This window comes from Acinetobacter sp. 231_lipA, from assembly GCF_058243005.1.
The window spans coordinates 1,338,327-1,361,232 of sequence record NZ_JBZAYU010000001.1 but is presented as its reverse complement, the minus strand read 5'-3'; the positions used below and the strand labels follow the sequence as shown (position 1 = coordinate 1,361,232).

Annotated in this window: 17 protein-coding genes, 2 tRNA genes and 3 rRNA genes; 14 read left to right on the top strand and 8 right to left on the bottom strand. The window is 42.9% G+C overall.

The genetic code is table 11. From position 1 onward, the window contains the following. Nucleotides 1-178: 178 nt before the first annotated feature. The 4 genes from AC4CUX_RS06890 to erpA all read left to right on the top strand — a co-directional run bounded on the left by AC4CUX_RS06890 (nucleotide 179) and on the right by erpA (nucleotide 4,139). Nucleotides 179-1,189: a putative solute-binding protein gene (locus AC4CUX_RS06890; RefSeq protein ID WP_058951453.1), complete on the top strand. Its 1,011-nt coding sequence runs from the start codon at nucleotides 179-181 to the stop codon at nucleotides 1,187-1,189. Between the two features lie 254 nt (nucleotides 1,190-1,443). Continuing rightward, nucleotides 1,444-2,454: a putative solute-binding protein gene (locus AC4CUX_RS06885; protein WP_058951454.1), complete on the top strand. Its 1,011-nt coding sequence runs from the start codon at nucleotides 1,444-1,446 to the stop codon at nucleotides 2,452-2,454. 229 nt (nucleotides 2,455-2,683) lie between these two features. Beyond that, the gene (locus AC4CUX_RS06880; protein WP_371746435.1) at nucleotides 2,684-3,685 is read left to right on the top strand and encodes a putative solute-binding protein; all 1,002 of its coding nucleotides are present in this window, start codon (nucleotides 2,684-2,686) and stop codon (nucleotides 3,683-3,685) included. Between the two features lie 118 nt (nucleotides 3,686-3,803). Beyond that, entirely contained in the window at nucleotides 3,804-4,139 is a 336-nt protein-coding gene (gene erpA / locus AC4CUX_RS06875; RefSeq protein ID WP_004697409.1) for an iron-sulfur cluster insertion protein ErpA, read from the top strand. A gap of 59 nt (nucleotides 4,140-4,198) precedes the next feature. Here erpA and AC4CUX_RS06870 read toward each other — a convergent pair whose 3' ends face one another. From AC4CUX_RS06870 to grpE, 5 genes are all read right to left on the bottom strand, one after another. Continuing rightward, on the bottom strand, nucleotides 4,199-4,573 hold the full coding sequence (locus AC4CUX_RS06870; protein ID WP_005401765.1) for a hypothetical protein: 375 nt from the start codon (nucleotides 4,571-4,573) through the stop codon (nucleotides 4,199-4,201). A gap of 115 nt (nucleotides 4,574-4,688) precedes the next feature. After that, nucleotides 4,689-5,600 carry a matrixin family metalloprotease gene (locus AC4CUX_RS06865; protein ID WP_159151798.1) on the bottom strand — a complete coding sequence of 304 codons (912 nt, stop codon included), beginning with the start codon at nucleotides 5,598-5,600 and terminating at the stop codon, nucleotides 4,689-4,691. Between the two features lie 82 nt (nucleotides 5,601-5,682). Beyond that, nucleotides 5,683-6,507, bottom strand: a complete 825-nt coding sequence (locus tag AC4CUX_RS06860) for an OXA-211 family carbapenem-hydrolyzing class D beta-lactamase OXA-652 (protein ID WP_058951457.1) — start codon at nucleotides 6,505-6,507, stop codon at nucleotides 5,683-5,685. A gap of 116 nt (nucleotides 6,508-6,623) precedes the next feature. Then, complete coding sequence (dnaK, locus tag AC4CUX_RS06855; protein WP_058951458.1) at nucleotides 6,624-8,564, bottom strand: molecular chaperone DnaK; 1,941 nt, start codon at nucleotides 8,562-8,564, stop codon at nucleotides 6,624-6,626. A 119-nt stretch (nucleotides 8,565-8,683) separates the two neighbouring features. Continuing rightward, nucleotides 8,684-9,232 (bottom strand): nucleotide exchange factor GrpE, encoded by a 549-nt coding sequence (gene grpE / locus AC4CUX_RS06850; RefSeq protein WP_058951459.1) that lies wholly within the window; start codon nucleotides 9,230-9,232, stop codon nucleotides 8,684-8,686. A 922-nt stretch (nucleotides 9,233-10,154) separates the two neighbouring features. Here grpE and AC4CUX_RS06845 point away from each other — a divergent pair. After that, on the top strand, nucleotides 10,155-10,382 hold the full coding sequence (locus AC4CUX_RS06845) for a hypothetical protein (RefSeq protein WP_039890835.1): 228 nt from the start codon (nucleotides 10,155-10,157) through the stop codon (nucleotides 10,380-10,382). 136 nt (nucleotides 10,383-10,518) lie between these two features. Here the strand turns inward: AC4CUX_RS06845 and AC4CUX_RS06840 are convergent, their stop codons facing one another. After that, on the bottom strand, nucleotides 10,519-11,067 hold the full coding sequence (locus AC4CUX_RS06840) for a hypothetical protein (protein WP_058951460.1): 549 nt from the start codon (nucleotides 11,065-11,067) through the stop codon (nucleotides 10,519-10,521). Nucleotides 11,068-11,266: 199 nt separating this feature from the next. On the opposite strand from AC4CUX_RS06840, the gene AC4CUX_RS06835 reads away from it, so the two are divergent. Continuing rightward, nucleotides 11,267-12,340 (top strand): alpha/beta hydrolase, encoded by a 1,074-nt coding sequence (locus AC4CUX_RS06835; protein ID WP_058951461.1) that lies wholly within the window; start codon nucleotides 11,267-11,269, stop codon nucleotides 12,338-12,340. A gap of 47 nt (nucleotides 12,341-12,387) precedes the next feature. On the opposite strand, the gene AC4CUX_RS06830 is transcribed toward AC4CUX_RS06835, so the two are convergent. Further along, entirely contained in the window at nucleotides 12,388-13,056 is a 669-nt protein-coding gene (locus AC4CUX_RS06830) for an acetoacetate decarboxylase family protein (protein ID WP_005401739.1), read from the bottom strand. 100 nt (nucleotides 13,057-13,156) lie between these two features. Next, a complete protein-coding gene (tnpA, locus tag AC4CUX_RS06825) occupies nucleotides 13,157-13,570 on the bottom strand; it encodes an IS200/IS605 family transposase (protein WP_005402021.1) in 414 nt (137 codons plus the stop codon). Between the two features lie 20 nt (nucleotides 13,571-13,590). Here tnpA and AC4CUX_RS06820 point away from each other — a divergent pair, with 20 nt between their 5' ends. The 8 genes from AC4CUX_RS06820 to AC4CUX_RS06785 all read left to right on the top strand — a co-directional run bounded on the left by AC4CUX_RS06820 (nucleotide 13,591) and on the right by AC4CUX_RS06785 (nucleotide 22,855). Then, the gene (locus tag AC4CUX_RS06820; protein ID WP_490792249.1) at nucleotides 13,591-14,649 is read left to right on the top strand and encodes an RNA-guided endonuclease InsQ/TnpB family protein; all 1,059 of its coding nucleotides are present in this window, start codon (nucleotides 13,591-13,593) and stop codon (nucleotides 14,647-14,649) included. Between the two features lie 72 nt (nucleotides 14,650-14,721). Continuing rightward, nucleotides 14,722-15,291: a peptidylprolyl isomerase gene (locus AC4CUX_RS06815; RefSeq protein WP_058951463.1), complete on the top strand. Its 570-nt coding sequence runs from the start codon at nucleotides 14,722-14,724 to the stop codon at nucleotides 15,289-15,291. A 427-nt stretch (nucleotides 15,292-15,718) separates the two neighbouring features. Continuing rightward, a 16S ribosomal RNA gene (locus tag AC4CUX_RS06810) occupies nucleotides 15,719-17,256 on the top strand. 61 nt (nucleotides 17,257-17,317) lie between these two features. After that, nucleotides 17,318-17,394 (top strand) — tRNA-Ile (locus tag AC4CUX_RS06805). A 68-nt stretch (nucleotides 17,395-17,462) separates the two neighbouring features. Then, nucleotides 17,463-17,538, top strand: a tRNA-Ala gene (locus AC4CUX_RS06800). A gap of 410 nt (nucleotides 17,539-17,948) precedes the next feature. Then, nucleotides 17,949-20,842, top strand: a 23S ribosomal RNA gene (locus AC4CUX_RS06795). Between the two features lie 170 nt (nucleotides 20,843-21,012). Beyond that, nucleotides 21,013-21,127 (top strand): 5S ribosomal RNA (gene rrf, locus AC4CUX_RS06790). Together the 16S, 23S and 5S rRNA genes with 2 tRNA genes alongside form the textbook arrangement of a ribosomal RNA operon. A 369-nt stretch (nucleotides 21,128-21,496) precedes the next feature. Beyond that, entirely contained in the window at nucleotides 21,497-22,855 is a 1,359-nt protein-coding gene (locus AC4CUX_RS06785) for an MFS transporter (protein WP_004691886.1), read from the top strand. Nucleotides 22,856-22,906: the final 51 nt, after the last annotated feature.

Here is a 22,906-nt window from a genome sequence, read left to right as displayed (position 1 = left end):
AAGACTAAACATTCAAAATTTATCTGAACTGAAATCTCTCAGCGTTTCTTTATAAGGGGGAGGATGAAACCATTTGACCTTTGGTCGGAAAGCTAAAAGTTGACCTTTTTTGACCTATATTGAGGAATAGCACACAGATATATTTCCCCAGTAAAACAAAAAATATGAAGGGATAATAATGAAAAGAAAAGGATTTTTTATTTTATCGACGCTAGCACTATGCGCTTTCTCCAGTATGGTGCAAGCGAAGCAGCAGGTGTGTGTCTTCGACCTATTAGGTAAAGCAGGGGAATCTTATAAATTCTTAGAAGAATGGGCTTTGGTCAGTAAAAAATGGGGTGCACAGGTACAATTGATTTCGTTTCAGGACGAAGACTTGGCCGATAAAGCCTTCCAAAATGATAAATGCGATGCGGTGTATATGACCTCAATGCGCGCGCGTACCTATAACAAGTTCGCAGGTTCGATTGATGCCTTAGGCGGAGTGCCAAGCAATAAAATTGCACAAAAGGCGGTGGAATATGTGTTGGATCTTAGAAATACCAAGCGTATGACCACCACATTACAAGGTGAAAACTATGAAGTGGCAGGTATCGGCTTGATTGGTTCAGCCTATATTTTTGTAAAAGACCGAAGTCTAAATACCATCGAAAAAGCACAAGGTAAAAAATTTGCCATCCTGCATTATGACCGGGCCCAACGGGTGATGGTAGAGCGAGTGGGCGCTGTACCTGTGATGTCGGATATTTCCAACTTTATAAAAAAGTTTAATACAGGCGAAGTCGATGTAGTTGCTGCACCTGCATATGCGTATAAACCCTTAGAAATTGAAAAAGGTCTAGGCTCTAAAGGGGCTATGCTTAACTTTCCCGTGGTCAATGTCACTGCAGATTTAATTGTCAGACCCGAGCGTTTTCCTGCTCAATTTGGCGAGCAATCACGGCAATGGTTTTTGCAAAAAATTCCGCAATCCTTTGCTATGGTGCAGCGACTTGAAGCTGCCATTCCCAGTAAAATCAAAATGCAGCTCAGCAAAGAAGACAAAGAAAAATATCAGCGCTTGCTACGGGAAGGGCGCATTGATTTAACCAAACAAGGGGTCTATGACCCAGGCATGATGCGCGTGCTGAAAAAAGCCCGTTGTACGGTTGAACGCACTAACTTTGAATGTTCATTGGGCGGTGAATAAGGCGAAAATCTGTATTTCTTTGTAATATTAAGCATCATTCATGTAAAACGAATGATGCAGGCTTTTTATTTTAATATAATGAATTTAAAATGTTTTTATAAATCCTTTGAAAATAAAAATGAGAGAAAAGAAAAAAATTTGCCCAATTGACAGTAATTTTTGAGTAAATGCTCTATTTTTTTAATTTTAACTTGCTTAATATTTTGCATGTGTATGGACACCTGTCAAACAACAAAACGAACAAGGACACAAGAATGAAAAAATTAACCCTCGCACTCGCTGCTTTTTCTGCTTTGGGTGTAGCGTCGACAGCACAAGCGGCTAAAGTGGACATCTGTGTATTTGACTTGCTTGGCAAATCTGGTGAGTCGTATCAAATGGCGCAAGAATGGGCTTTGGCGGCAAAAGGCTGGGGGGCTGAAATTAATTTAATCCCTCGTCAAGATGAAGCCGTTGCCGACAACGACTTTAAAGCAGGCAAGTGTGATGGCGTATTTATGACCGCTATGCGTGCGCGCCAGTACAATAAATTTGTCGGTTCTATTGATGCATTGGGCGGTGCCCCAAGCAATGCCATTGCACAACGTGCGATTACTTTTGCATTAGATCAGCGTAATGCGACCAAAATGGTGACCAATCTTGGGGGTAAAAAATATGAAGTGGCAGGGATTGCACCTTTAGGTTCAGCTTTTATTTTTGTACGAGATAAAAGTATTAATTCCATTGAAAAAGCGGCGGGTAAAAAGTTTGCAGTCTTGGGCTATGACGATGCCCAAAAAATCATGGTGCAACGCGTCGGTGCGCAAGCGGTGATTTCCGATGTGTCTAACTTTGTGGCGAAGTTTAATAACGGTCAAGTCGATATGGTCGGGGCACCGGCTTATGCTTATAAACCTTTAGAGATTTATAAAGGTTTAGGCACGAACGGCGCAATGTTTAACTTCCCTGTACTACAAGTGACAGCTGACTTTGTGATTCGCCCAGATCAATTCCCTGCAGGCTTTGGACAAAAATCGCGAGATTGGTTTGTGAAAAACCTACCGAAAAGCATCGCAATGATTGGTCGTTTAGAAGCAGGCATTCCTGCAAAATACAAAATGAATCTTACAGCAGAAGACAAAACTAAATATCAAAAAATGCTGCGCGATGGTCGGATGGATATGACCAAACGAGGCATTTATGATCCAGCAATGATGTCGGTCTTGAAAAAAGCCCGTTGCTCGGTGGATAAAGCCAACTTTGAATGCTCACTGGGCGGTGAGTAATTTGCCGAGTGTGATCAAAGAAAGCTCAGTTTAATTGAGCTTTCTTTTTTGCTTTTAAGCGACAGATTTAAATGGATTTGACGCAGCTAATTTGTATAGCGCGTAGGAAATGAGTGGTTTTGAACCGAGTGAAGTGTCATTCGGGGCATTAAAAATAACAAAGAGCACAAGTGAATGGCTCATCACAATAAACAACAATAAGTCAAAAGGAAGATACATGAAACAGTGGATGAAAAGCCTCAGTGTCGGGACATTAGTCATTTCTGCAACAGCGATGGCACAGGCCAAACAAGTGGTTTGTGTATTCGACTTGGTCGGTAAAAATGGTGATGTATATAGCTTGATGAAAGATTATCAGTTGGCGGCTAAAAACTGGGGCGCGGATATTGAACTGCGGGTCGGACAAAACGAAGCCGTGATTGCTGAGGATTTTAAAGCAGGAAAATGCGATGCCATTAGTGTTACAGGCATGCGTGGGCGTCAATTTAATTCGTTTACAGGCTCACTCGACGCAATTGGTGCGATGCCCGATCTCAATTTAGCGGTTAAAGTGATGCAAGGCTTGGCCAGCCCAACTTTTGCTAAACATATGGTCAATGGCAAGTATGAATTGGCAGGGGTGATTCCTGTGGGGGACGCCTTTTTATTGGTGAATGACCGTAGCATTAATACCGTAGCGAAAGCCGCAGGCAAGAAAATTGCGGTTTTAGACTATGATCAAGCGCAAAAAGTCATGGTTCAACAAATTGGTGCGCAAGCTGTGAGTGCCGATGTCACGAACTTTGGTGCAAAGTTTAATAACGGTCAAGTCGATATTATTGGTGCGCCTGCTGCGGTTTTTAAGCCCTTAGAGTTACATAAAGGCTTGGGGACGAAAGGGGCGATTGTAAATTATCCGATTTTACAGGTCACAGGTAATATCATTATTCGTCCAGATAAATTCCCTGCAGGTTATGGACAAAAATCACGGGAATGGGTCAAAGGCCAGCTGCCGCGTGCATTCGGTATTTTGGGTAAAATGAAAGCTGAAATTCCGCAAAAATATTGGATGCAGGTGCCCGCTGCAGATCAACCGGGTTATCAAAAGATGATGCGGGAAGCACGAATTGATCTCACCAACCGCGGTATTTACGATAAGCGAATGATGAAACTGTTATGGCAATTCCGTTGTAAGCAAGCGGCGAAAAACTTTGAATGTGGACTACAGGATGAAAATTACAAACAATCTTGAGAAAATTAGTCTGATTTGACTTTAAATATTCAAATAGGGACCATATATTGAGTATGCTATACTCGAAATATGGTCTTTTTGATTTGAAAGACAGCTGAACCGAACTGAGGAATCTAAGATGAATGCCCAAGCACTTGAACTAAGCGACAATGCCGCAAATAAAGTACGTCAATTACGTGACAGTGAAGGTAATCAAGATTTAATGCTTCGTGTATATGTCACGGGCGGTGGTTGTTCAGGTTTTTCTTATGGTTTTAACTTTGCTGAAAACCAAAATGAAGACGATGCAGAATTTATCAATGGTGATGTGAAAATGTTGGTTGACTCATTGAGTTATCAATATTTGGTCGGTTCAGTGGTGGATTATATTGAAGGTTTAGAAGGTTCACGTTTCATCGTGCAAAACCCAAATGCAACAACGACCTGTGGTTGTGGTTCATCTTTCTCGATCTAAACCTGATCTGATTAAAAAAGCCCTCATCATGAGGGCTTTTTATGTGCAATCATTCACTTTCAATCGAGTTTAATTGCATCGAGTAAGTCAAAAATAATCGTGGTGACATCTTGGCTTAAGTCACGGTTATTAAAAACTTCATAGGCAGTAATGGTGACATCGGTGTCACTCGGTAACAGTTTCTGTTCTTCTTCGATCAAGTCATTGATTGGTAAAAGCGTCTGTTTCACTTCTAGGTGTAAAACATCCTTAAACTCTAAATTTTCATCTTCAAGTTCTAACAGCTGCTCATTAAAATAGGGCAATAGAATAGAATGGAGATAAGGTTGAATCTCAACAATATCAAAGATTTCGATATCACGAGTTTCTTCAATCGTACTGATGTGGTCATTTACTTCGATTAAGATATGGTAGTAACTCACATTCGTCTCCAAAGCTTCTAGTGGATATTCAATTATTTACAATAACACGAACCCGAGTCAAGATGTGCTGTGATTGTATTTTATACACATATTGAAATTAGGGAATTGTTTTTAGCAATCCATCACTTCAACGGGCATTAAACAACGCAATATCGGCACTTTGTAAACGAAAATGCTGCATGTCTTGCTCTTCTAGCATTGGGTACATCAGGGCTTTCGGATCATTATGATGTTTCATGCCGAGGGCATGGCCAAATTCATGTGCTAAAGTCATACGTAAGTCTTCTTTGGACTCAAACTCATAAATATGAATTTCACGCCCATTGAACAGTCCTTTATCAAATAATCGAGGTTGAAAGCGCTGGTTGAACTGGTCGATGGCCAGATTGTGACCTTGATCCAAACGGTTCAGCTCATCTACCTTTTGGTTGTAGGCATTCACTTGCAGATTAAAGCTGGTAATTTGTTGGTCTAAAACGTGTTGCTGTTGATGCAGCTGCGCTAAACTCTGTTGTACGGCCGCTTGCTGCGAAGCAGGAACTCCGCCGTGCTGGTTATACTGACGGATCATGGCATTATAGTTTTGGCTAAGTTCTTGTAGACTCTGTTTTTGCACATCTAAGGCCCCTGAGTGACGTGCCAGATTTTGTTGCATGGCTTTGAGTTCATTATTTTTTTGACTCAGCCCGTGTTCATTTTGTGTCAGTTTAGACAGTTGATCGCGGCGTTGTAACGACTCATCTTGACGCTGGTCATAAATGAGTCGAATACTGAGCCGAGCATTAGGGTCATAGACAAAGTAGTCTTGGCCCAAACCCTGTTTCCAAATGTCCGTGGCTTGCTGGCTAATCTGCTTTAACTCATGTTCACTAAGAGCAAAACGTGGATCGACTTCCGCAATACGATAGCGAATACGCTGATCGAAAGGATGGGTGAGCCGATCCAGCAGTGGGTTGAGACGCAGCTGGGGCTGTTGTATATTTTGATACAGAATCAACCCTAAAAAGCCCAGTAAAGCAAACAAGAGACTTTGACGCATATTTCTTCATATATCTTTATTTTTAGCTACTTTAGCGTAAAAAATACCTTTGCAACATAAAAAATGCGTCTTCTCTGGGGGCTTAAATTATCCCCAGTGCTGTTAGACTTTGTTTGACCAGTTGCTCACGCACGCTGGCTGAAATTCCTGTTTTCATCTGCATATTCAAAGCAAAATACACTTTTTCACCTGTTGCTGTTTCGACCCAGCCTGTCCACCAGCCCACTTGCGGTTCTAGGTCCATGCCCCAACCAGATTTGGCGTAGAGTTTATAATTCGGTTTTTGTTCAATCAGCAACATGTCTTGTACGGTATGTTGCACATCTGGCTCAAAAGCGAGTTGTGTATTGGCCAGCTTCTCTACAAAAAGGACTTCTTGAACAGGTGTAATTTGCAGTGGACCGACTAACCAAAAATTATCGACAACGGTGCCAATCTGTTGATTGCCATATCCAATGCGCTGTACTTCTTTTTGCATCAGGTCTAGACCAATGCGCCGTGCAAGCTCCTGATAAACGGGAACAGCAGATGCTTGCATGGCTTGCCCTAAAGTCATGTCTTTTTCCCAGGCAGGGAAACTACGCTTTTGACCATCCCATTTAAACACCTCGGTGCTGGTTGCTTTACCATGTTCTAGTCCGATTAAGGCATTCAGCATTTTAAAGGTAGAGGCCGGTACATAGGGTGTCTGAGCACGGCTCAAGTCATTGCCGTAGCTGTGTAAGCCATACTTGTCCTTAATGACAATCACCCCAGTGGTTTGGAGTTGATCGAAGGCTTGTTGGATCTGCTGCTGCGCGCTTTGCTGATGTTGGTTTTTAGCTGTTTCTACGGAGGGGCTTATTGTTGTACATGCGGAACCGAAGGTTGTAATGAGGACGATGAGTCCCAACTGTAAATTTTTCATTGAAGGCTGAGATCTAAATTTTTTATCAGCCTAATGTAAAAGTGGAATGTGAAACAACAATATTTAGGTAATAAAAAAACCGCGCCTAAGCGCGGTTTTTTTATTAAAGAGACAAATTATTTTTTGTCATCTTTTACTTCAGTGAACTCAGCATCTACAACGCCATCGTCCGCTTTTTGTTGTTGACCAGCTTCACCACCGAATGCATTCGGGTCGAACCCTTCAGCACCGCCTTGACCTTGCGCAGCTTCATAAGCGCGTTGCGTGATCGGCATGATGATGTTTTGAAGTGCTTCAGTTTTCGCTTTGATGTCTTCTACATCATTTTCTTTAGTCGAAGTTTCAAGCTCAGCAACAGCAGTTTCAACAGCAGTTTTTTCGTCAGCAGTTACTTGCTCGCCTAGATCTTTTACTGCTTTTTGAGCAGAAGATACCAATGCATCCGCTTCGTTACGTGCTTTCGCAAGTTCTTCGAACTTACGGTCTTCTTCAGCATTCGCTTCAGCATCTTTGATCATTGCTTCGATTTCAGCATCAGACAAACCTGAGTTTGCTTTAATCTGGATTGATTGCTCTTTACCAGTGCTCTTATCTTTCGCAGATACTTTCAAGATACCATCAGCGTTAATGTCGAACGATACTTCAATTTGTGGCACACCACGTGGAGCAGGTGGAATGTCGCCTAATTGGAAGTTACCTAACAATTTGTTTTGCTGTGCCATTTTACGTTCACCTTGGAACACAGAAATGTCTACAGCAGGTTGGTTGTCCGCAGCAGTTGAGAACACTTGAGATTTCTTCGCAGGAATCGTGGTGTTTTTCTCAATAATTGCTGTTAACACGCCACCCATGGTTTCGATACCAAGTGTCAACGGAGTAACGTCAAGAAGAAGTACGTCAGTTTTGTCACCAGACAATACCGCACCTTGAATTGCAGCACCCATTGCTACCGCTTCGTCAGGGTTCACGTCTTTACGTGGTTCACGGCCGAAGAACTCTTGTACTTTTTGTTGTACAAGTGGCATACGAGATTGACCACCCACCAAGATTACGTCAGAGATGTCGCTTGTTGAAAGACCAGCATCTTTAAGCGCAATGCGGCAAGGTTCGATTGTACGTTCAACTAAATCAGCCACTAAACCTTCAAGTTTTGCACGTGTTACGTTAATCACTAAATGTTTAGGACCAGTCGCATCAGCCGTGATGTACGGAAGGTTAATTTCAGTTGCATTTGACGAAGAAAGCTCGATTTTTGCTTTTTCAGCTGCTTCTTTCAAACGTTGTAATGCAAGTGGATCTTGTTTCAAGTTGAAGTTTTGTTCTTTCTTGAACTCTTCAACCAAGAACTCGATTAAAGCGTTATCGAAGTCTTCACCGCCAAGGAAGGTATCACCGTTAGTTGATAACACTTCAATTTGTTGGTCGCCATCAAGATCAGCGATTTCAATGATAGATACGTCAAAAGTACCACCACCTAAGTCATAAACTGCGATTTTACGGTCGCCTTCTTTTTTGTCCATACCGAACGCAAGTGCAGCAGCCGTTGGTTCGTTGATGATACGTTTAACTTCTAAACCTGCGATTTTACCCGCATCTTTAGTTGCTTGACGCTGTGCATCGTTAAAGTAAGCAGGAACGGTAATCACCGCTTCAGTTACTGTCTCACCTAAGTAATCTTCTGCAGTTTTCTTCATCTTTTTCAAGATTTCAGCAGAGATTTGTTGTGGTGCAAGTTTCTTGTCGTTTACTTCAACCCAAGCATCACCATTGTCAGCTTTGATGATTTTGTAAGGGACAAGACCGATGTCCTTTTGAACTGCTTGGTCTTGATACTTACGACCGATCAAACGTTTGATTGCGAATAATGTGTTTTTAGGGTTAGTCACTGCTTGACGTTTTGCAGACTGACCCACCAAGATTTCGCCATCTTTATACGCAATAATCGATGGTGTTGTACGTGCACCTTCAGCGTTGTCGATCACTTTAACTTTGTCGCCTTCAAGTACAGCGACGCAAGAGTTTGTTGTACCTAAGTCAATACCAATGATTTTAGCCATTTGGATGATTCCTCAAAAATTTTTGCAATGTTTTTGCTTGTTATTCGATATGAGAGCCGTTCAATTTTTTTCAAGTGATAATCAAGAAAAAATTTTACAAACTCTCGAATTTATAGAGTTTATGCGCCAACCATGACCATTGCTGGACGAAGCAAACGACCATTTAAGGTATAACCTTTTTGTAATACCGTTCCGATCTCGTTGGCTTTTGCATTTGGATCAATCCCGACTGCTTGATGCAAGTCCGCATTGAAACCATTTGCTGTATCAACTGCGACCACACCAAATTTTTCCAGTGCAGTCAGTAGCGATTTCAACGTTAGTTCCACACCTTCAAACATTGGTGTTTTTTCCTCACCCGATGCGCTAAGGGCACGTTCTAAATTATCCACTGAGTCAAGTAACTCTTTTGCGAATTTTTCGAGAACGGTGTCTTTATGCTTATCGGATTCACGTTGAATACGCTCTACACTTTTTTGTGCTTCGTATACAGCATTTGCAGTGCGTGCTTTTTCAAGCTTTAGGCTTTCTTCAAGATTGGTAATTTGAGCTTGTAAATCCTCAACTGAAACTTCAGCTTGCTCCGTTTCAGCTTGAGTTTGCGCTGTTTGTGAATCCGCTTGCTCTTGCCCTAGATCTTGAGCTTCTTGATTGTGCTCAGTCGCCATTGATTTACTCCGTTTAAATGGGTTCTTAAACATGTACAGTCCTTCAGGCATCAGTGTTAACTGGGTTAATCTGAACTGCCATGCGTCATTGAATTCAGGATTACTATAAAAGGTCGGGGCAACAGCCAAAAATTCAAGCGGCTTCAGTGATTAATTCATTTATTTTTGGTAAAAATTTGCTGAAATCAGGCTTTCTTGGCACTTATTCTGTCTGAAGGTCCATTTCCAATCCTGCTTTAGTTTTTTTATGTTGAAAAAGTCTAATCGTTACATTGAATTATTTTAATTAAATTTATCTGTTTTACTAATTTTTCGCTTGACCACATAATGAGTTCATCAGCGGTGATCATACTTTGTGGAGAGAGCAAAGTATGGTGACTGGGACCTATTTGCATAGCTTGGGGAAATCTTCCTAATTTAGAGATTTAGGTTTTTGAATAATACGTCTCCCAAAAGTACTTTATTCAGTGCAAAGGTATAATGCTGTCAGGATGCTTCCAGCTTTGCGCTCAAAATTCGATTTTTAAGGCTGTGGTTTCTTTATTTTTGTATGCTTTCTCGAGCTTAATCCGCTTTGGGTTAAGCTTTTTTTGCTTAAACTTTAAAAATAACATTATTTAATCGTGTATCAGCATACAAGAGTTCTGCAATACTGAAGAGTTGATGGTCTAAGCATAGAGTTCCTATTTATGCTGCTCACCGAAGAAAGAAATAATGCAGAATCAGCATATTAACTTGAGCTGCTGTGGAGATGTAGTGCTAAGGCGGTATTTGTGCGCAATTAATAAAAAATTGCACAAGTTGTACTCGAGTCTGCAAAAACTACAACTCAGCACGTGTGTAAAAGTTTTCGGATTTGACAAAGATAGGCAGGGCAAAGTTTGGCTTTGCTATTTTGTATGACGTAAAAGGAAATGAAAGAATGTTAAATAAGAAAACTGCACTATTGTCTCTAGCGCTTTTAGGTTCAGCATTTGCCATTGTGGGCTGTAGCTCAAATGAAACCAATACAGCGCCTGAGTCCGCTCAAGTGACCACTGCACCGGATGCAACAGCAACCGTTGAGGGGAGTGCTGGAGTCGAGGTTCAAGCAGATCCTGCGGCTCAGATTGAACCCATCCAATCTACACCTGCGACAACACAACAATAAAGCTTAAAAGAGAACTTCTCTTACACTCGCTTTGTTAAAGACCTTCACAGGATGCCGTGAAGGTCTTTTTTTATAGGATAAATCACTAAAGCTGTTCAGCCGTGTTATTTCATCAGTCTGATGTGCGATGACGATTTTATCGCTCTTGACGTGAGTTATCCCAACCTTTGTTTTGATCGCGGCGTTGATCATCGGTACGTTGCTTACGATCGTTATTGGATTGTTTACGTCGATCTTCAGTTCGTTGACGCTCTTGCTCACGACGTTTGCGTTCGGCATTTTGTCGTTGCTGACGCTCAGCATCATAACGTTTACGTTCTTGGTTTAATCGCTCTTGCTCACGCTTTTTCTGTTGCCAGTCTTGATGACGTTGATGAGCGATCCGTTTGCGCTCAGCTTCAATACGTTGCCGTTCTTGTTCGCGGTTTTGGCGTTCCCATTCAGTATGTCTTTGACGGTTTCGGTCTGCCTCGCGGCGTTCGCGTTCAATGCGGTTTTGTCGTTGTTGGTATTCCCAACGTTGGCGGTCTCGTTCACGTTCATAGCGATCATGCTGGTCGTAGCGTCGATCGTCATAATCATAGCGGTGGTCATAGCGTCCGTCATAATAGCCATCCTCAGGAAAAGCCACACAACCAACAAACAAGGTGCTGATGAGTGAGAGGAATATTATTTTTTTAGTCATGGCAGGTCTCCTTCATAAAAACGGAGTAGCAAAACACTCCTAAATCGGCATAAAAATTGTCAATGACAAGCTCTTAAAAGAAGATTAGCGTATAGGGCGTATTGCTATGTATCTTGATGTGAAGACTTATATAAGAGAATGGTCACATAAGTGCTGATCATGTAGAGAATATGAAGAACGATAAAAGGATATTATTGACATGGGCGTGTTGAATCAAACTTTACAACAATGGATGGAACAAGGCCAAGGCAGTGCGGCACGAGTAATTGATCGCTTACCGACAGTAGCACAAGAAGGCTTGGTTAAAGCGCTGGGTTATCCTCACCAGTTTGAACAACTGGACCCCTTTATCAAATGCTTAATGGCAGCTCAATATAAGCAAGGCAAATCAGGCTTTATTTTTGAAGACTACCACCGTTCGCGTAAATTGTTTGATCATCAAATTCAAATGTTGACCGCCAAACCCAGCACGGTAAAACAAGTGGAGGATTTACGTCTACCTTTACAAAGTGGAACTGTGTTTGCGCGGCATTATCATCCTGCACCGAATAAGAAACTTCCGATGCTGGTGTTTTATCATGGCGGCGGCTTCGTGGTCGGCAGTCTCGACAGTCATGATGAAGTCTGTCGCTTACTGGCGATCCATGCCAAAGTGCAGGTGCTCAGTATTGATTATCCTTTGGCGCCAGAAGTTGGCCCGAATTTATTAATTCAATCTTGTGAAGATGCTTTGGCTTGGGTCTATCAAAACCGTCGTCAGTTCAAAATTTTGAAAAATCGAATTGCGGTGGCTGGCGATAGTGCCGGTGGTAATATCAGTGCCGTGGTGGCGCAGCGAACTGCTGCAAAAGCTTATGCGCCAAGTGCACAACTGTTAATTTACCCCGTGGTCGATTTCAAAAGTCGCCATCCATCGTTCTTTGCTTATAAAGATGGACTGACCTTAACGGGGCAAGATGTCGATAGAGTGACGTCGTTGTATGCTGAACAACATCAGGTAGCACTGGATGATCCTATTGTTTCGCCGACTTATGGTGTATTAAAAAGTGTCGCACCCGCTTTTGTCATCACCGCAGGTCATGATTTATTGCATGATGAAGGTGAAATTTATGCCATCAAATTAAAGCAGCAGAGCAATAAGGTTTATTATCAGAATTATCTAGATCAACCCCATGGGTTTGTGAACTTCACCATCATTTCTCGTCGGGCAAAAAAAATTACCATAGAAATGGCAAAGAATTTTAGAAAATTTTGGGATAAGAATGCCAAATAAAAAAGCATGGATTTTAAAAAGAATGTTTCACGTGGAACATTCTTTTTTTATTTAGGGCGGATTTTGGCTTCTGGAAAAACGAGCTGAAAACTCGGGACATAAAAACTTTGTAGAGCCTTGGCTTGGCCAAAGTCTGGGAAGAGGGTGGTATGGTTTTGCCATTCAAATTTTTTCAGTTTTATTAGCTTTGCGCGAAACTGTGGAGAAAACTCATAGCGTTGACCTTGCCATGCTTGTTGTATTTTGAGCATGGAACGTGGAATGTGATGACTATTAATATAAAACGGACGTGCCTTTTTGCATTGGGTGAGTGTTAAACACAGGGTTTGGTCTTGAGTGCTGAGTTGACATTGTGTTGTTTCGTGCTGCGTATGCCAGTCAAACTGAGCGAACTCTTTCGGAATGCCCCAAAGTTGTTGACCATGTTCAACTGAAATCTGTGTAGACACATAAATTTTAGGAATCGAGCTTAATCGCCGTTTGCTCAGTAAAGGGTGGTCGAGCAAAAGCAGTTCATCATAAGGTCCAACAGGGGATTGATGATAACGCACCAACATGACTTGAACCACACGACCAATCGGGGACGGGGCGATACGAAACGCTTTATATTGTCGGATAAATTGCGGACTGATCCAATAATTCAAAATAAAGGCTTCACCTTGTAAATGCCAAGGTGGAAATTGACTCAATTGAGACAGGGCTAAAGCTTCATTCATCGTTATTCTCGTTTTCTTAGAAGAAGTAGTGTTTTATTTATCCATTGGAGCGTAAAACCTCGGGGTTTAGCCCGAGGATATAAGCGAGTGGCGTAAGCCATTAATGCGGTGTTTGCTGTTGTTGAATATATTGTTTAACAATTCCAATTGGCGCACCGCCACATGAAGCAGCGAAGTAACTAGGCGACCACAAAGCACTGCCCCATAGCTTGTTTTTAATTTCAGGGTGTTTGGTTCTTACAATGCGACTTGAAGCACCCTTTAAACTATTCACTAAGCTAGAAATTGCTATTTTAGGTGGATAATTCACAAGCAAATGAACATGATCGTGTTCACCATCAAACTCTACCAACTCGGCTTCAAAGTCTAAGCAGATACGCTCAAACACTTCACGCATTGTTTCAAGCATTGCTTTGGTAAAAACATCTCTACGGTATTTAGCCACAAAGACTAAATGTACATGCATATTAAAAACACAGTGGCGACCTGTTCTAATCTCTTGACTATTGCTCATAGACCAAATATATTTTAATCATGAAAACACTTAAATTACGCATAAAAGACAAACATTACAAGGTACTAGACCAACTCGCATTGGAAGTAAATTTTGTTTGGAATTATGTGAATGATTTAGGATTTAAACATCTAAAAAGAAAAGGTGAATTTCTTTCAGCTTACGATATTGCTAAATACACGAAAGGCACATCTAAAGAATGCAATCTGCATAGTCAAACTGTTCAAGCGATAACAGAAGAATTGGTTACTCGAAGAAAGCAGTTTAAAAAAGCAAAGCTAAAATGGCGGGTGAGTAATAAGAAGTCTGCAAGACGTTCTTTGGGTTGGATACCCTTCAAAAAGGTTGCAATCAAATATGCTGATGGCTACGTGCAGTATGGCAAGCATCAATTCAAGCTATGGGATAGCTATGGACTATCAAAATACAACGTCAAAACAGGCTCATTTGTAGAAGACAGTCGTGGACGTTGGTATGTTTGTTTAGTTGTTGATAAGACAAAACAAGTTAAATCAAAGGGTAATACCTCAATCGGTATAGATTTGGGCTTAAAAGACCTTGCAACCTGTTCAGATGGCGTAAAGCTCAAAGCCCCTCAAATCTATCGGCAATACGAACAAAAACTTGGCATTGCTCAACGTGCTAGAAATAAAAAGCGTGTTAAAGCGATTCATGCCAAGATTAGAAACATACGTCAAAATACGCTACATCAATTCAGTCATAAATTGGTGAATAAACATGCAGCCATCTTCGTTGGTAATGTGAATGCAAAGGCATTAGCACGGACTAAACTAGCGAAGTCTGTATTAGATGCAAGTTGGACAACACTTAGAACCATGCTCAAGTATAAATGCGAGAACGCAAGTGTATGGTATAAAGAAGTCAATGAAGCCTATACCACCCAAACTTGTTCGAGCTGTGGCTCACGCTGTAGTAGTCCGAAAGGTAGAACGGGACTTGGAATAAGAGAATGGCAGTGCATGGAATGCGGTACATTCCATGATCGTTATATAAATTCCGCACTGAATATTCTTGCGCTCGGACATGAGCGTCTAGCAGTAGGAATCCCCGTCCTTTAGGTCGCGGAGGATGTCAAACTGAACGATTAATATACCGAAATCTAATAACATCTGAATGCTGTGAGTAACGAAATGTTAAAGAAGAGTTTAGTTGCAGTGGCGGCTACATGTATGAGTATGGCGGTCATGGCAAATAACACGATTGTTGAAATGAAAACATCAATGGGCAACATCGAAATTGAACTGTTTAATGATAAAGCACCAATCTCAGCAAAAAACTTTGAAGACTATACGAAAGCTAAGTTTTATAACGGCACGATCTTTCATCGCGTCATTCCGGGTTTTATGGTGCAAGGTGGGGGCATGACTGCTGACCTGATAGAAAAACCAACACGACCAGCCATTCAAAATGAATCAAGTAATGGTCTATCGAATAAACGTGGCACTTTGGCGATGGCACGAACCAACCTACCGCATTCTGCAACCAGTCAGTTCTTTATTAATGTGGTGGATAATAACTTTCTAGATAGAAGTACCAATAACGCAGGTTATGCGGTTTTTGGTCAGGTCACTAAAGGTATGGATGTGGTGGATAAGATCACTAAAGTACCGACAGGACGTGCAGGGCCACATCAAGATGTACCGAAACAACCTGTTAAAATTCTCAGTGTGAATATTAAAGCAGCAGCAGTGCAAAAGTAATGAAAAAAGATAGCAGAAATATTAAATCTATATTTCTGCTTTAAAATTATTGGGTTAGGTGTATGGTTGTGTGTTTTTGAACCTTTTTAGTGCATAAAAATACAACATCCGATAAAACAACCAGTTAAAAGCACTTGCAAAGCTTTAGAAATCCTCTAGAATGCACCCCATACCGACGAGATAGACGGAAACGAACGAAGCACGAAGTGCTGAGTTGTTAAGTATATTGAGTCCAGCTTCTAGCACTGACGAGGTGTTAGAAAGATCATTAAGAGATTATGAAGAACAACTTGTGTGGATTTTTACTGATTGATCGATCGAAAATATTTCATTGATTGAAGGTAAAAATTACTCGAAGTTTATTTGAGAAATATTTGTCAGAAAATTGATGAGCCAAGATTTGTAGCCATAAGCTACTAATGATTTTTAACTGAAGAGTTTGATCATGGCTCAGATTGAACGCTGGCGGCAGGCTTAACACATGCAAGTCGAGCGGGGAAGGGTAGCTTGCTACCTGACCTAGCGGCGGACGGGTGAGTAATGCTTAGGAATCTGCCTATTAGTGGGGGACAACATTCCGAAAGGAATGCTAATACCGCATACGCCCTACGGGGGAAAGCAGGGGATCTTCGGACCTTGCGCTAATAGATGAGCCTAAGTCAGATTAGCTAGTTGGTGGGGTAAAGGCCTACCAAGGCGACGATCTGTAGCGGGTCTGAGAGGATGATCCGCCACACTGGGACTGAGACACGGCCCAGACTCCTACGGGAGGCAGCAGTGGGGAATATTGGACAATGGGCGAAAGCCTGATCCAGCCATGCCGCGTGTGTGAAGAAGGCCTTTTGGTTGTAAAGCACTTTAAGCGAGGAGGAGGCTACTTAGATTAATACTCTAGGATAGTGGACGTTACTCGCAGAATAAGCACCGGCTAACTCTGTGCCAGCAGCCGCGGTAATACAGAGGGTGCGAGCGTTAATCGGATTTACTGGGCGTAAAGCGTGCGTAGGCGGCTTTTTAAGTCGGATGTGAAATCCCTGAGCTTAACTTAGGAATTGCATTCGATACTGGGAAGCTAGAGTATGGGAGAGGATGGTAGAATTCCAGGTGTAGCGGTGAAATGCGTAGAGATCTGGAGGAATACCGATGGCGAAGGCAGCCATCTGGCCTAATACTGACGCTGAGGTACGAAAGCATGGGGAGCAAACAGGATTAGATACCCTGGTAGTCCATGCCGTAAACGATGTCTACTAGCCGTTGGGGCCTTTGAGGCTTTAGTGGCGCAGCTAACGCGATAAGTAGACCGCCTGGGGAGTACGGTCGCAAGACTAAAACTCAAATGAATTGACGGGGGCCCGCACAAGCGGTGGAGCATGTGGTTTAATTCGATGCAACGCGAAGAACCTTACCTGGTCTTGACATAGTAAGAACTTTCCAGAGATGGATTGGTGCCTTCGGGAACTTACATACAGGTGCTGCATGGCTGTCGTCAGCTCGTGTCGTGAGATGTTGGGTTAAGTCCCGCAACGAGCGCAACCCTTTTCCTTATTTGCCAGCGGGTTAAGCCGGGAACTTTAAGGATACTGCCAGTGACAAACTGGAGGAAGGCGGGGACGACGTCAAGTCATCATGGCCCTTACGACCAGGGCTACACACGTGCTACAATGGTCGGTACAAAGGGTTGCTACCTAGCGATAGGATGCTAATCTCAAAAAGCCGATCGTAGTCCGGATTGGAGTCTGCAACTCGACTCCATGAAGTCGGAATCGCTAGTAATCGCGGATCAGAATGCCGCGGTGAATACGTTCCCGGGCCTTGTACACACCGCCCGTCACACCATGGGAATTTGTTGCACCAGAAGTAGGTAGTCTAACCGCAAGGAGGACGCTTACCACGGTGTGGCCGATGACTGGGGTGAAGTCGTAACAAGGTAGCCGTAGGGGAACCTGCGGCTGGATCACCTCCTTAACGAAAGATTGACGATTGGTAAGAATCCACAACAAGTTGTTCTTCATGACGATGTATCTGAGGGTCTGTAGCTCAGTTGGTTAGAGCACACGCTTGATAAGCGTGGGGTCACAAGTTCAAGTCTTGTCAGACCCACCAAATCTGACTAACAAGCATTATTAAATGCTGAATACAGAAAAACAGAGACATTGACTTATTGATAAGCTGGGGACTTAGCTTAGTTGGTAGAGCGCCTGCTTTGCACGCAGGAGGTCAGGAGTTCGACTCTCCTAGTCTCCACCAAATTTCAAGACAAGAAAACTTAAAGCACTGCTTTAAGGCTTTTCCTTGAAATTTAAGCAAGAAGCTATGCTTCGCGCAGATAGGTTGGATTATAGAATTTAGTAAGTTGAAGCTTATTAACTTCTGTGATTTATCACAGTTTCCTGACCTGACGAAGGCTGGAAAAATCATTAACAGAATATATTTGAGTTGAAATAATTTGTTCATACTCGTTTTTAAGATTGACATTAACAGTGATTTATTACTGATTGATGAAGATTGAAGAAATGAGTTACTAGCGAAATTAACTGAATCAAGCGTTTTGGTATGTGAATTGAATTGAAGCTGTACGGTGCTTAAGTGCACAGTACTTCAAACTGTAATGTTGAACGTTCTCACTTGTAGGAACGATCGACTGTTTGGGGTTGTATAGTCAAGTAATTAAGTGCATGTGGTGGATGCCTTGGCAGTCAGAGGCGATGAAAGACGTAATAGCCTGCGATAAGCTCCGGGGAGGCGGCAAATATCCTGTGATCCGGAGATTTCTGAATGGGGAAACCCACCTGTCATAAGGCAGGTATCGTATGATGAATACATAGTCATACGAGGCGAACGAGGGGAAGTGAAACATCTCAGTACCCTTAGGAAAAGAAATCAATTGAGATTCCCTCAGTAGCGGCGAGCGAACGGGGAAAAGCCCATTAAGTCATATCAGTTTTAGTGGAATGCTCTGGGAAGTGCAACCATAGTGGGTGATAGTCCTGTACACGAAAGGGCTGATATGATGATGTCGAGTAGGGCGGGGCACGTGAAACCTTGTCTGAATATGGGGGGACCATCCTCCAAGGCTAAATACTCCTGACTGACCGATAGTGAACCAGTACCGTGAGGGAAAGGCGAAAAGAACCCCTGTGAGGGGAGTGAAATAGATCCTGAAACCGCATGCATACAAGCAGTGGGAGCCGACTTGTTCGGTGACTGCGTACCTTTTGTATAATGGGTCAGCGACTTACATTCAGTAGCGAGGTTAACCGCATAGGGGAGCCGTAGAGAAATCGAGTCTTAATAGGGCGTTTAGTTGCTGGGTGTAGACCCGAAACCGGGTGATCTATCCATGAGCAGGTTGAAGGTTGGGTAACACTAACTGGAGGACCGAACCCACTGTCGTTGAAAAGCCAGGGGATGACTTGTGGATAGGGGTGAAAGGCTAATCAAACTCGGTGATAGCTGGTTCTCCCCGAAAGCTATTTAGGTAGCGCCTCGGACGAATACCATTGGGGGTAGAGCACTGTTTCGGCTAGGGGGTCATCCCGACTTACCAAACCGATGCAAACTCCGAATACCAATGAGTACTATCCGGGAGACAGACTGCGGGTGCTAACGTCCGTAGTCAAGAGGAAAACAATCCAGACCGCCAGCTAAGGCCCCAAAATTATAGTTAAGTGGGAAACGATGTGGGAAGGCATAGACAGCTAGGAGGTTGGCTTAGAAGCAGCCACCCTTTAAAGAAAGCGTAATAGCTCACTAGTCGAGTCGGCCTGCGCGGAAGATGTAACGGGGCTAAAACTATATGCCGAAGCTGCGGATTTGCAATTTATTGCAAGTGGTAGGGGAGCGTTCTGTAAGCCGATGAAGGTGTATTGAGAAGTATGCTGGAGGTATCAGAAGTGCGAATGCTGACGTGAGTAACGACAATGCGAGTGAAAAACTCGCACGCTGAAAGACCAAGGGTTCCAGTCCAACGTTAATCGGGGCTGGGTGAGTCGACCCCTAAGGCGAGGCCGAGAGGCGTAGTCGATGGGAAATTGGTTAATATTCCAATACTTCTATGTAATGCGATGAGAGGACGGAGAAGGTTAAGTCAGCCTGGCGTTGGTTGTCCAGGTGAAAGGTTGTAGGCATGTATCTTAGGCAAATCCGGGGTACTCTATGCTGAGAACTGATAGCAAGCTGTACTTGTACAGTGAAGTGGCTGATACCATGCTTCCAGGAAAAGTCTCTAAGCTTCAGTTACACAGGAATCGTACCCGAAACCGACACAGGTGGTCAGGTCGAGTAGACCAAAGCGCTTGAGAGAACTCTGCTGAAGGAACTAGGCAAAATGGTACCGTAACTTCGGGAGAAGGTACGCTGCCGACGGTGATAGGATTTACTCCTTGAGCTATTGGCAGCCACAGAAACCAGGCCCCTGCAACTGTTTATTAAAAACATAGCACTCTGCAAACACGAAAGTGGACGTATAGGGTGTGATGCCTGCCCGGTGCTGGAAGGTTAATTGATGGGGTTAGCGTAAGCGAAGCTCTTGATCGAAGCCCCAGTAAACGGCGGCCGTAACTATAACGGTCCTAAGGTAGCGAAATTCCTTGTCGGGTAAGTTCCGACCTGCACGAATGGCATAATGATGGGGGCGCTGTCTCCAGCAGAGACTCAGTGAAATCGAATTCGCCGTGAAGATGCGGTGTACCCGCGGCTAGACGGAAAGACCCCGTGAACCTTTACTGCAGCTTGACATTGAACTTTGATCTTACTTGTGTAGGATAGGTGGGAGGCTTTGAAACCGAGACGCTAGTTTCGGTGGAGCCAATCTTGAAATACCACCCTGGTAATATTGAGGTTCTAACTCTGTCCCGTTATCCGGGACGAGGACCATGTCTGGTGGGTAGTTTGACTGGGGCGGTCTCCTCCTAAAGAGTAACGGAGGAGTACGAAGGTGCGCTCAGCGTGGTCGGAAATCACGCGTAGAGTATAAAGGCAAAAGCGCGCTTAACTGCGAGACCCACAAGTCGAGCAGGTACGAAAGTAGGTCTTAGTGATCCGGTGGTTCTGTATGGAAGGGCCATCGCTCAACGGATAAAAGGTACTCTGGGGATAACAGGCTGATACCGCCCAAGAGTTCATATCGACGGCGGTGTTTGGCACCTCGATGTCGGCTCATCTCATCCTGGGGCTGAAGCAGGTCCCAAGGGTATGGCTGTTCGCCATTTAAAGAGGTACGCGAGCTGGGTTTAGAACGTCGTGAGACAGTTCGGTCCCTATCTACCGTGGGCGTTGGAAATTTGAGAGGATCTGCTCCTAGTACGAGAGGACCAGAGTGGACGAACCTCTGGTGTACCGGTTGTGACGCCAGTCGCATCGCCGGGTAGCTATGTTCGGAAGGGATAACCGCTGAAAGCATCTAAGCGGGAAGCCTACCTCAAGATAAGATTTCCCTAGGACTTTATGTCCTCTAAAGAGCCGTTGAAGACTACGACGTTGATAGGTTGGATGTGGAAGCATAGTGATATGTGAAGCTGACCAATACTAATTGCTCGTGAGGCTTGACTATACAACACCCAAACAGTTGGTGTTGTGGTTCAAATCACTGCAAACAACTTGATTTAGTTATAAAGCTAGATAAAATATCCAACTCAAATATACCTGTTAATAACTCATTTGATGAAAGTTAGGCATACACAATGTGTAAATAAGACCCAACGAATAGTCATAAACAGTTGTGCTGGCGACAATAGCAAGAGTGAACCACCTGATCCCTTCCCGAACTCAGAAGTGAAACCTCTTAGCGCTGATGGTAGTGTGGAGTTATCCATGTGAGAGTAAGTCATCGCCAGCTCATTAATTCTAAATCCCCCTCCGCTTAAGGCAGAGGGGGATTTTTTTATGATGAAAATATTAAATAATAAAGAAAAAGCGAAATATTAAGTGGGAAAGAAGAGAATTAGAGCGGAGAATACACGCTAAATTATACAAAAATACATTTATATAAATTAAAATTATGTGAAACATCTATTATTTATCAAAGAATTTGATGTAGTGCAAATTATTTTTCGTCATTTTTATACAACTTTAGTCTAGTTTTTCCAAAAAAAGCTGTTTCAATTGTTTTATTTATAGACAAAAACTGAATTATGATTCATTTTATGTAAAAGTGAATTTGGATTCACTTTTTATAATAAAGCTCACAATTGGAGGTGAGGGAAAAATGACAGCGACAACAATGAATGTAAATGCTGTAATCGATCAGGCTAAGTTTAAGCCTTTTCATTTAACGGTTGTTTTGTGGTGCTTATTCGTCGTCTTGTTTGATGGTTATGATTTAGCAATTAACGGTGTTGCTTTACCGCTTTTAATGAAAGAGTGGGGTATGACGGCTGTTCAAGCGGGAATGCTAGCCAGTACTGCCCTAGCAGGCATGATGTTTGGTGCAATGCTATTTGGGATGCTGGCCGATAAAATTGGTCGTAAGAAAGTCATTATTATCTGTGTTACGTTGTTCAGTGGGTTCACTTTTGCGGGCGGCTTTGCTTCAAACCCGACTGAATTTGGTATTTTACGCTTTATCGCGGGTCTTGGAATTGGTGGTGTGTTACCGAACTTGGTCGCTTTAACTTCGGAATATGCGCCGCAGAAGTTTCGTAGCACCTTGGTGACCGCGATGTTTAGTGGCTATGCAATGGGTGGGATTATGGCAGCACTACTAGGTGTTGCGTTTACGCCAACCTTTGGCTGGAAGATCATGTTTTTCATTGCGGGTATTCCATTACTGTTTATTCCTATTTTATGGAAATTCTTACCTGAATCAGTCACTTTTTTAGTGAAAGACCAGCAAACAGAAAAGGCACGCAGCATTATTCAACGTCTGGTACCTGAAGAGACTGTAACTTCAGATACTGTTCTAGTGCTGAATGAAGCAAAAGTCCCTGATGCATCTGTCGCTGCCTTGTTTAAAAATGGCCGTGGTATGGGTACAGTTTTATTTTGGTGCTGCTTCTTCATGTGCTTATTGATGGTTTATGCCCTAGGAAGCTGGTTACCAAAACTGATGATGGCTGCGGGTTATTCGATGGGCAGCAGTTTAATGTTCCTCCTTTCCTTGAACATTGGTGCGGTGATTGGCACTGCTGGTGGTGGTGTGCTTGCGGATCGTTTCCACTTGAAACCTGTCATTATTAGCATGTTGACTGTCGGGGCATTTGCATTGGTGGGTTTAGGCTTTAATTCACCACAACCTGTAATTTATTTATTGGTTGCACTTGCAGGAGCTGCTTCAATCGGTTGTAGTATTTTACTATATAGCTATGTGGCGCAATATTATCCATTGGCTGTTCGTTCAACTGGGTTGGGTTGGGCATCAGGAATTGGCCGTGTGGGTGCAATCGTGGGTCCAATTGTCATTGGTGTATTGTTGGGCATGGAATTACCACATAAGTTGAATTTTATTGCTGTGGCAATTCCTGCGGTACTTGCTGCGATAGCAGTTTCTTTTATCCGTTTAAATAGTGCTGAAGAAGCAGTTAAAACTCAGGTGAAAGTTTCAAGTTCAATCAAAGCATCTTCTTAGTTAAATCTTAAATAAATAAAAGGCTCTCGTTGTGAGGGCCTTTATTTTTTT

Coding starts and splice junctions, on each gene's coding strand:
- AC4CUX_RS06890 (WP_058951453.1), top strand. CDS start 179: ATGAAAAGAAAAGGATTTTTTATTTTATCGACGCTAGCACTATGCGCT.
- AC4CUX_RS06885 (WP_058951454.1), top strand. CDS start 1,444: ATGAAAAAATTAACCCTCGCACTCGCTGCTTTTTCTGCTTTGGGTGTA.
- AC4CUX_RS06880 (WP_371746435.1), top strand. CDS start 2,684: ATGAAAAGCCTCAGTGTCGGGACATTAGTCATTTCTGCAACAGCGATG.
- erpA (WP_004697409.1), top strand. CDS start 3,804: ATGAATGCCCAAGCACTTGAACTAAGCGACAATGCCGCAAATAAAGTA.
- AC4CUX_RS06865 (WP_159151798.1), bottom strand. CDS start 5,600: ATGCGTCAAAGTCTCTTGTTTGCTTTACTGGGCTTTTTAGGGTTGATT.
- AC4CUX_RS06860 (WP_058951457.1), bottom strand. CDS start 6,507: ATGAAAAATTTACAGTTGGGACTCATCGTCCTCATTACAACCTTCGGT.
- dnaK (WP_058951458.1), bottom strand. CDS start 8,564: ATGGCTAAAATCATTGGTATTGACTTAGGTACAACAAACTCTTGCGTC.
- grpE (WP_058951459.1), bottom strand. CDS start 9,232: ATGGCGACTGAGCACAATCAAGAAGCTCAAGATCTAGGGCAAGAGCAA.
- AC4CUX_RS06845 (WP_039890835.1), top strand. CDS start 10,155: ATGTTAAATAAGAAAACTGCACTATTGTCTCTAGCGCTTTTAGGTTCA.
- AC4CUX_RS06840 (WP_058951460.1), bottom strand. CDS start 11,067: ATGACTAAAAAAATAATATTCCTCTCACTCATCAGCACCTTGTTTGTT.
- AC4CUX_RS06835 (WP_058951461.1), top strand. CDS start 11,267: ATGGGCGTGTTGAATCAAACTTTACAACAATGGATGGAACAAGGCCAA.
- AC4CUX_RS06830 (WP_005401739.1), bottom strand. CDS start 13,056: ATGAATGAAGCTTTAGCCCTGTCTCAATTGAGTCAATTTCCACCTTGG.
- tnpA (WP_005402021.1), bottom strand. CDS start 13,570: ATGAGCAATAGTCAAGAGATTAGAACAGGTCGCCACTGTGTTTTTAAT.
- AC4CUX_RS06820 (WP_490792249.1), top strand. CDS start 13,591: ATGAAAACACTTAAATTACGCATAAAAGACAAACATTACAAGGTACTA.
- AC4CUX_RS06815 (WP_058951463.1), top strand. CDS start 14,722: ATGTTAAAGAAGAGTTTAGTTGCAGTGGCGGCTACATGTATGAGTATG.
- AC4CUX_RS06785 (WP_004691886.1), top strand. CDS start 21,497: ATGACAGCGACAACAATGAATGTAAATGCTGTAATCGATCAGGCTAAG.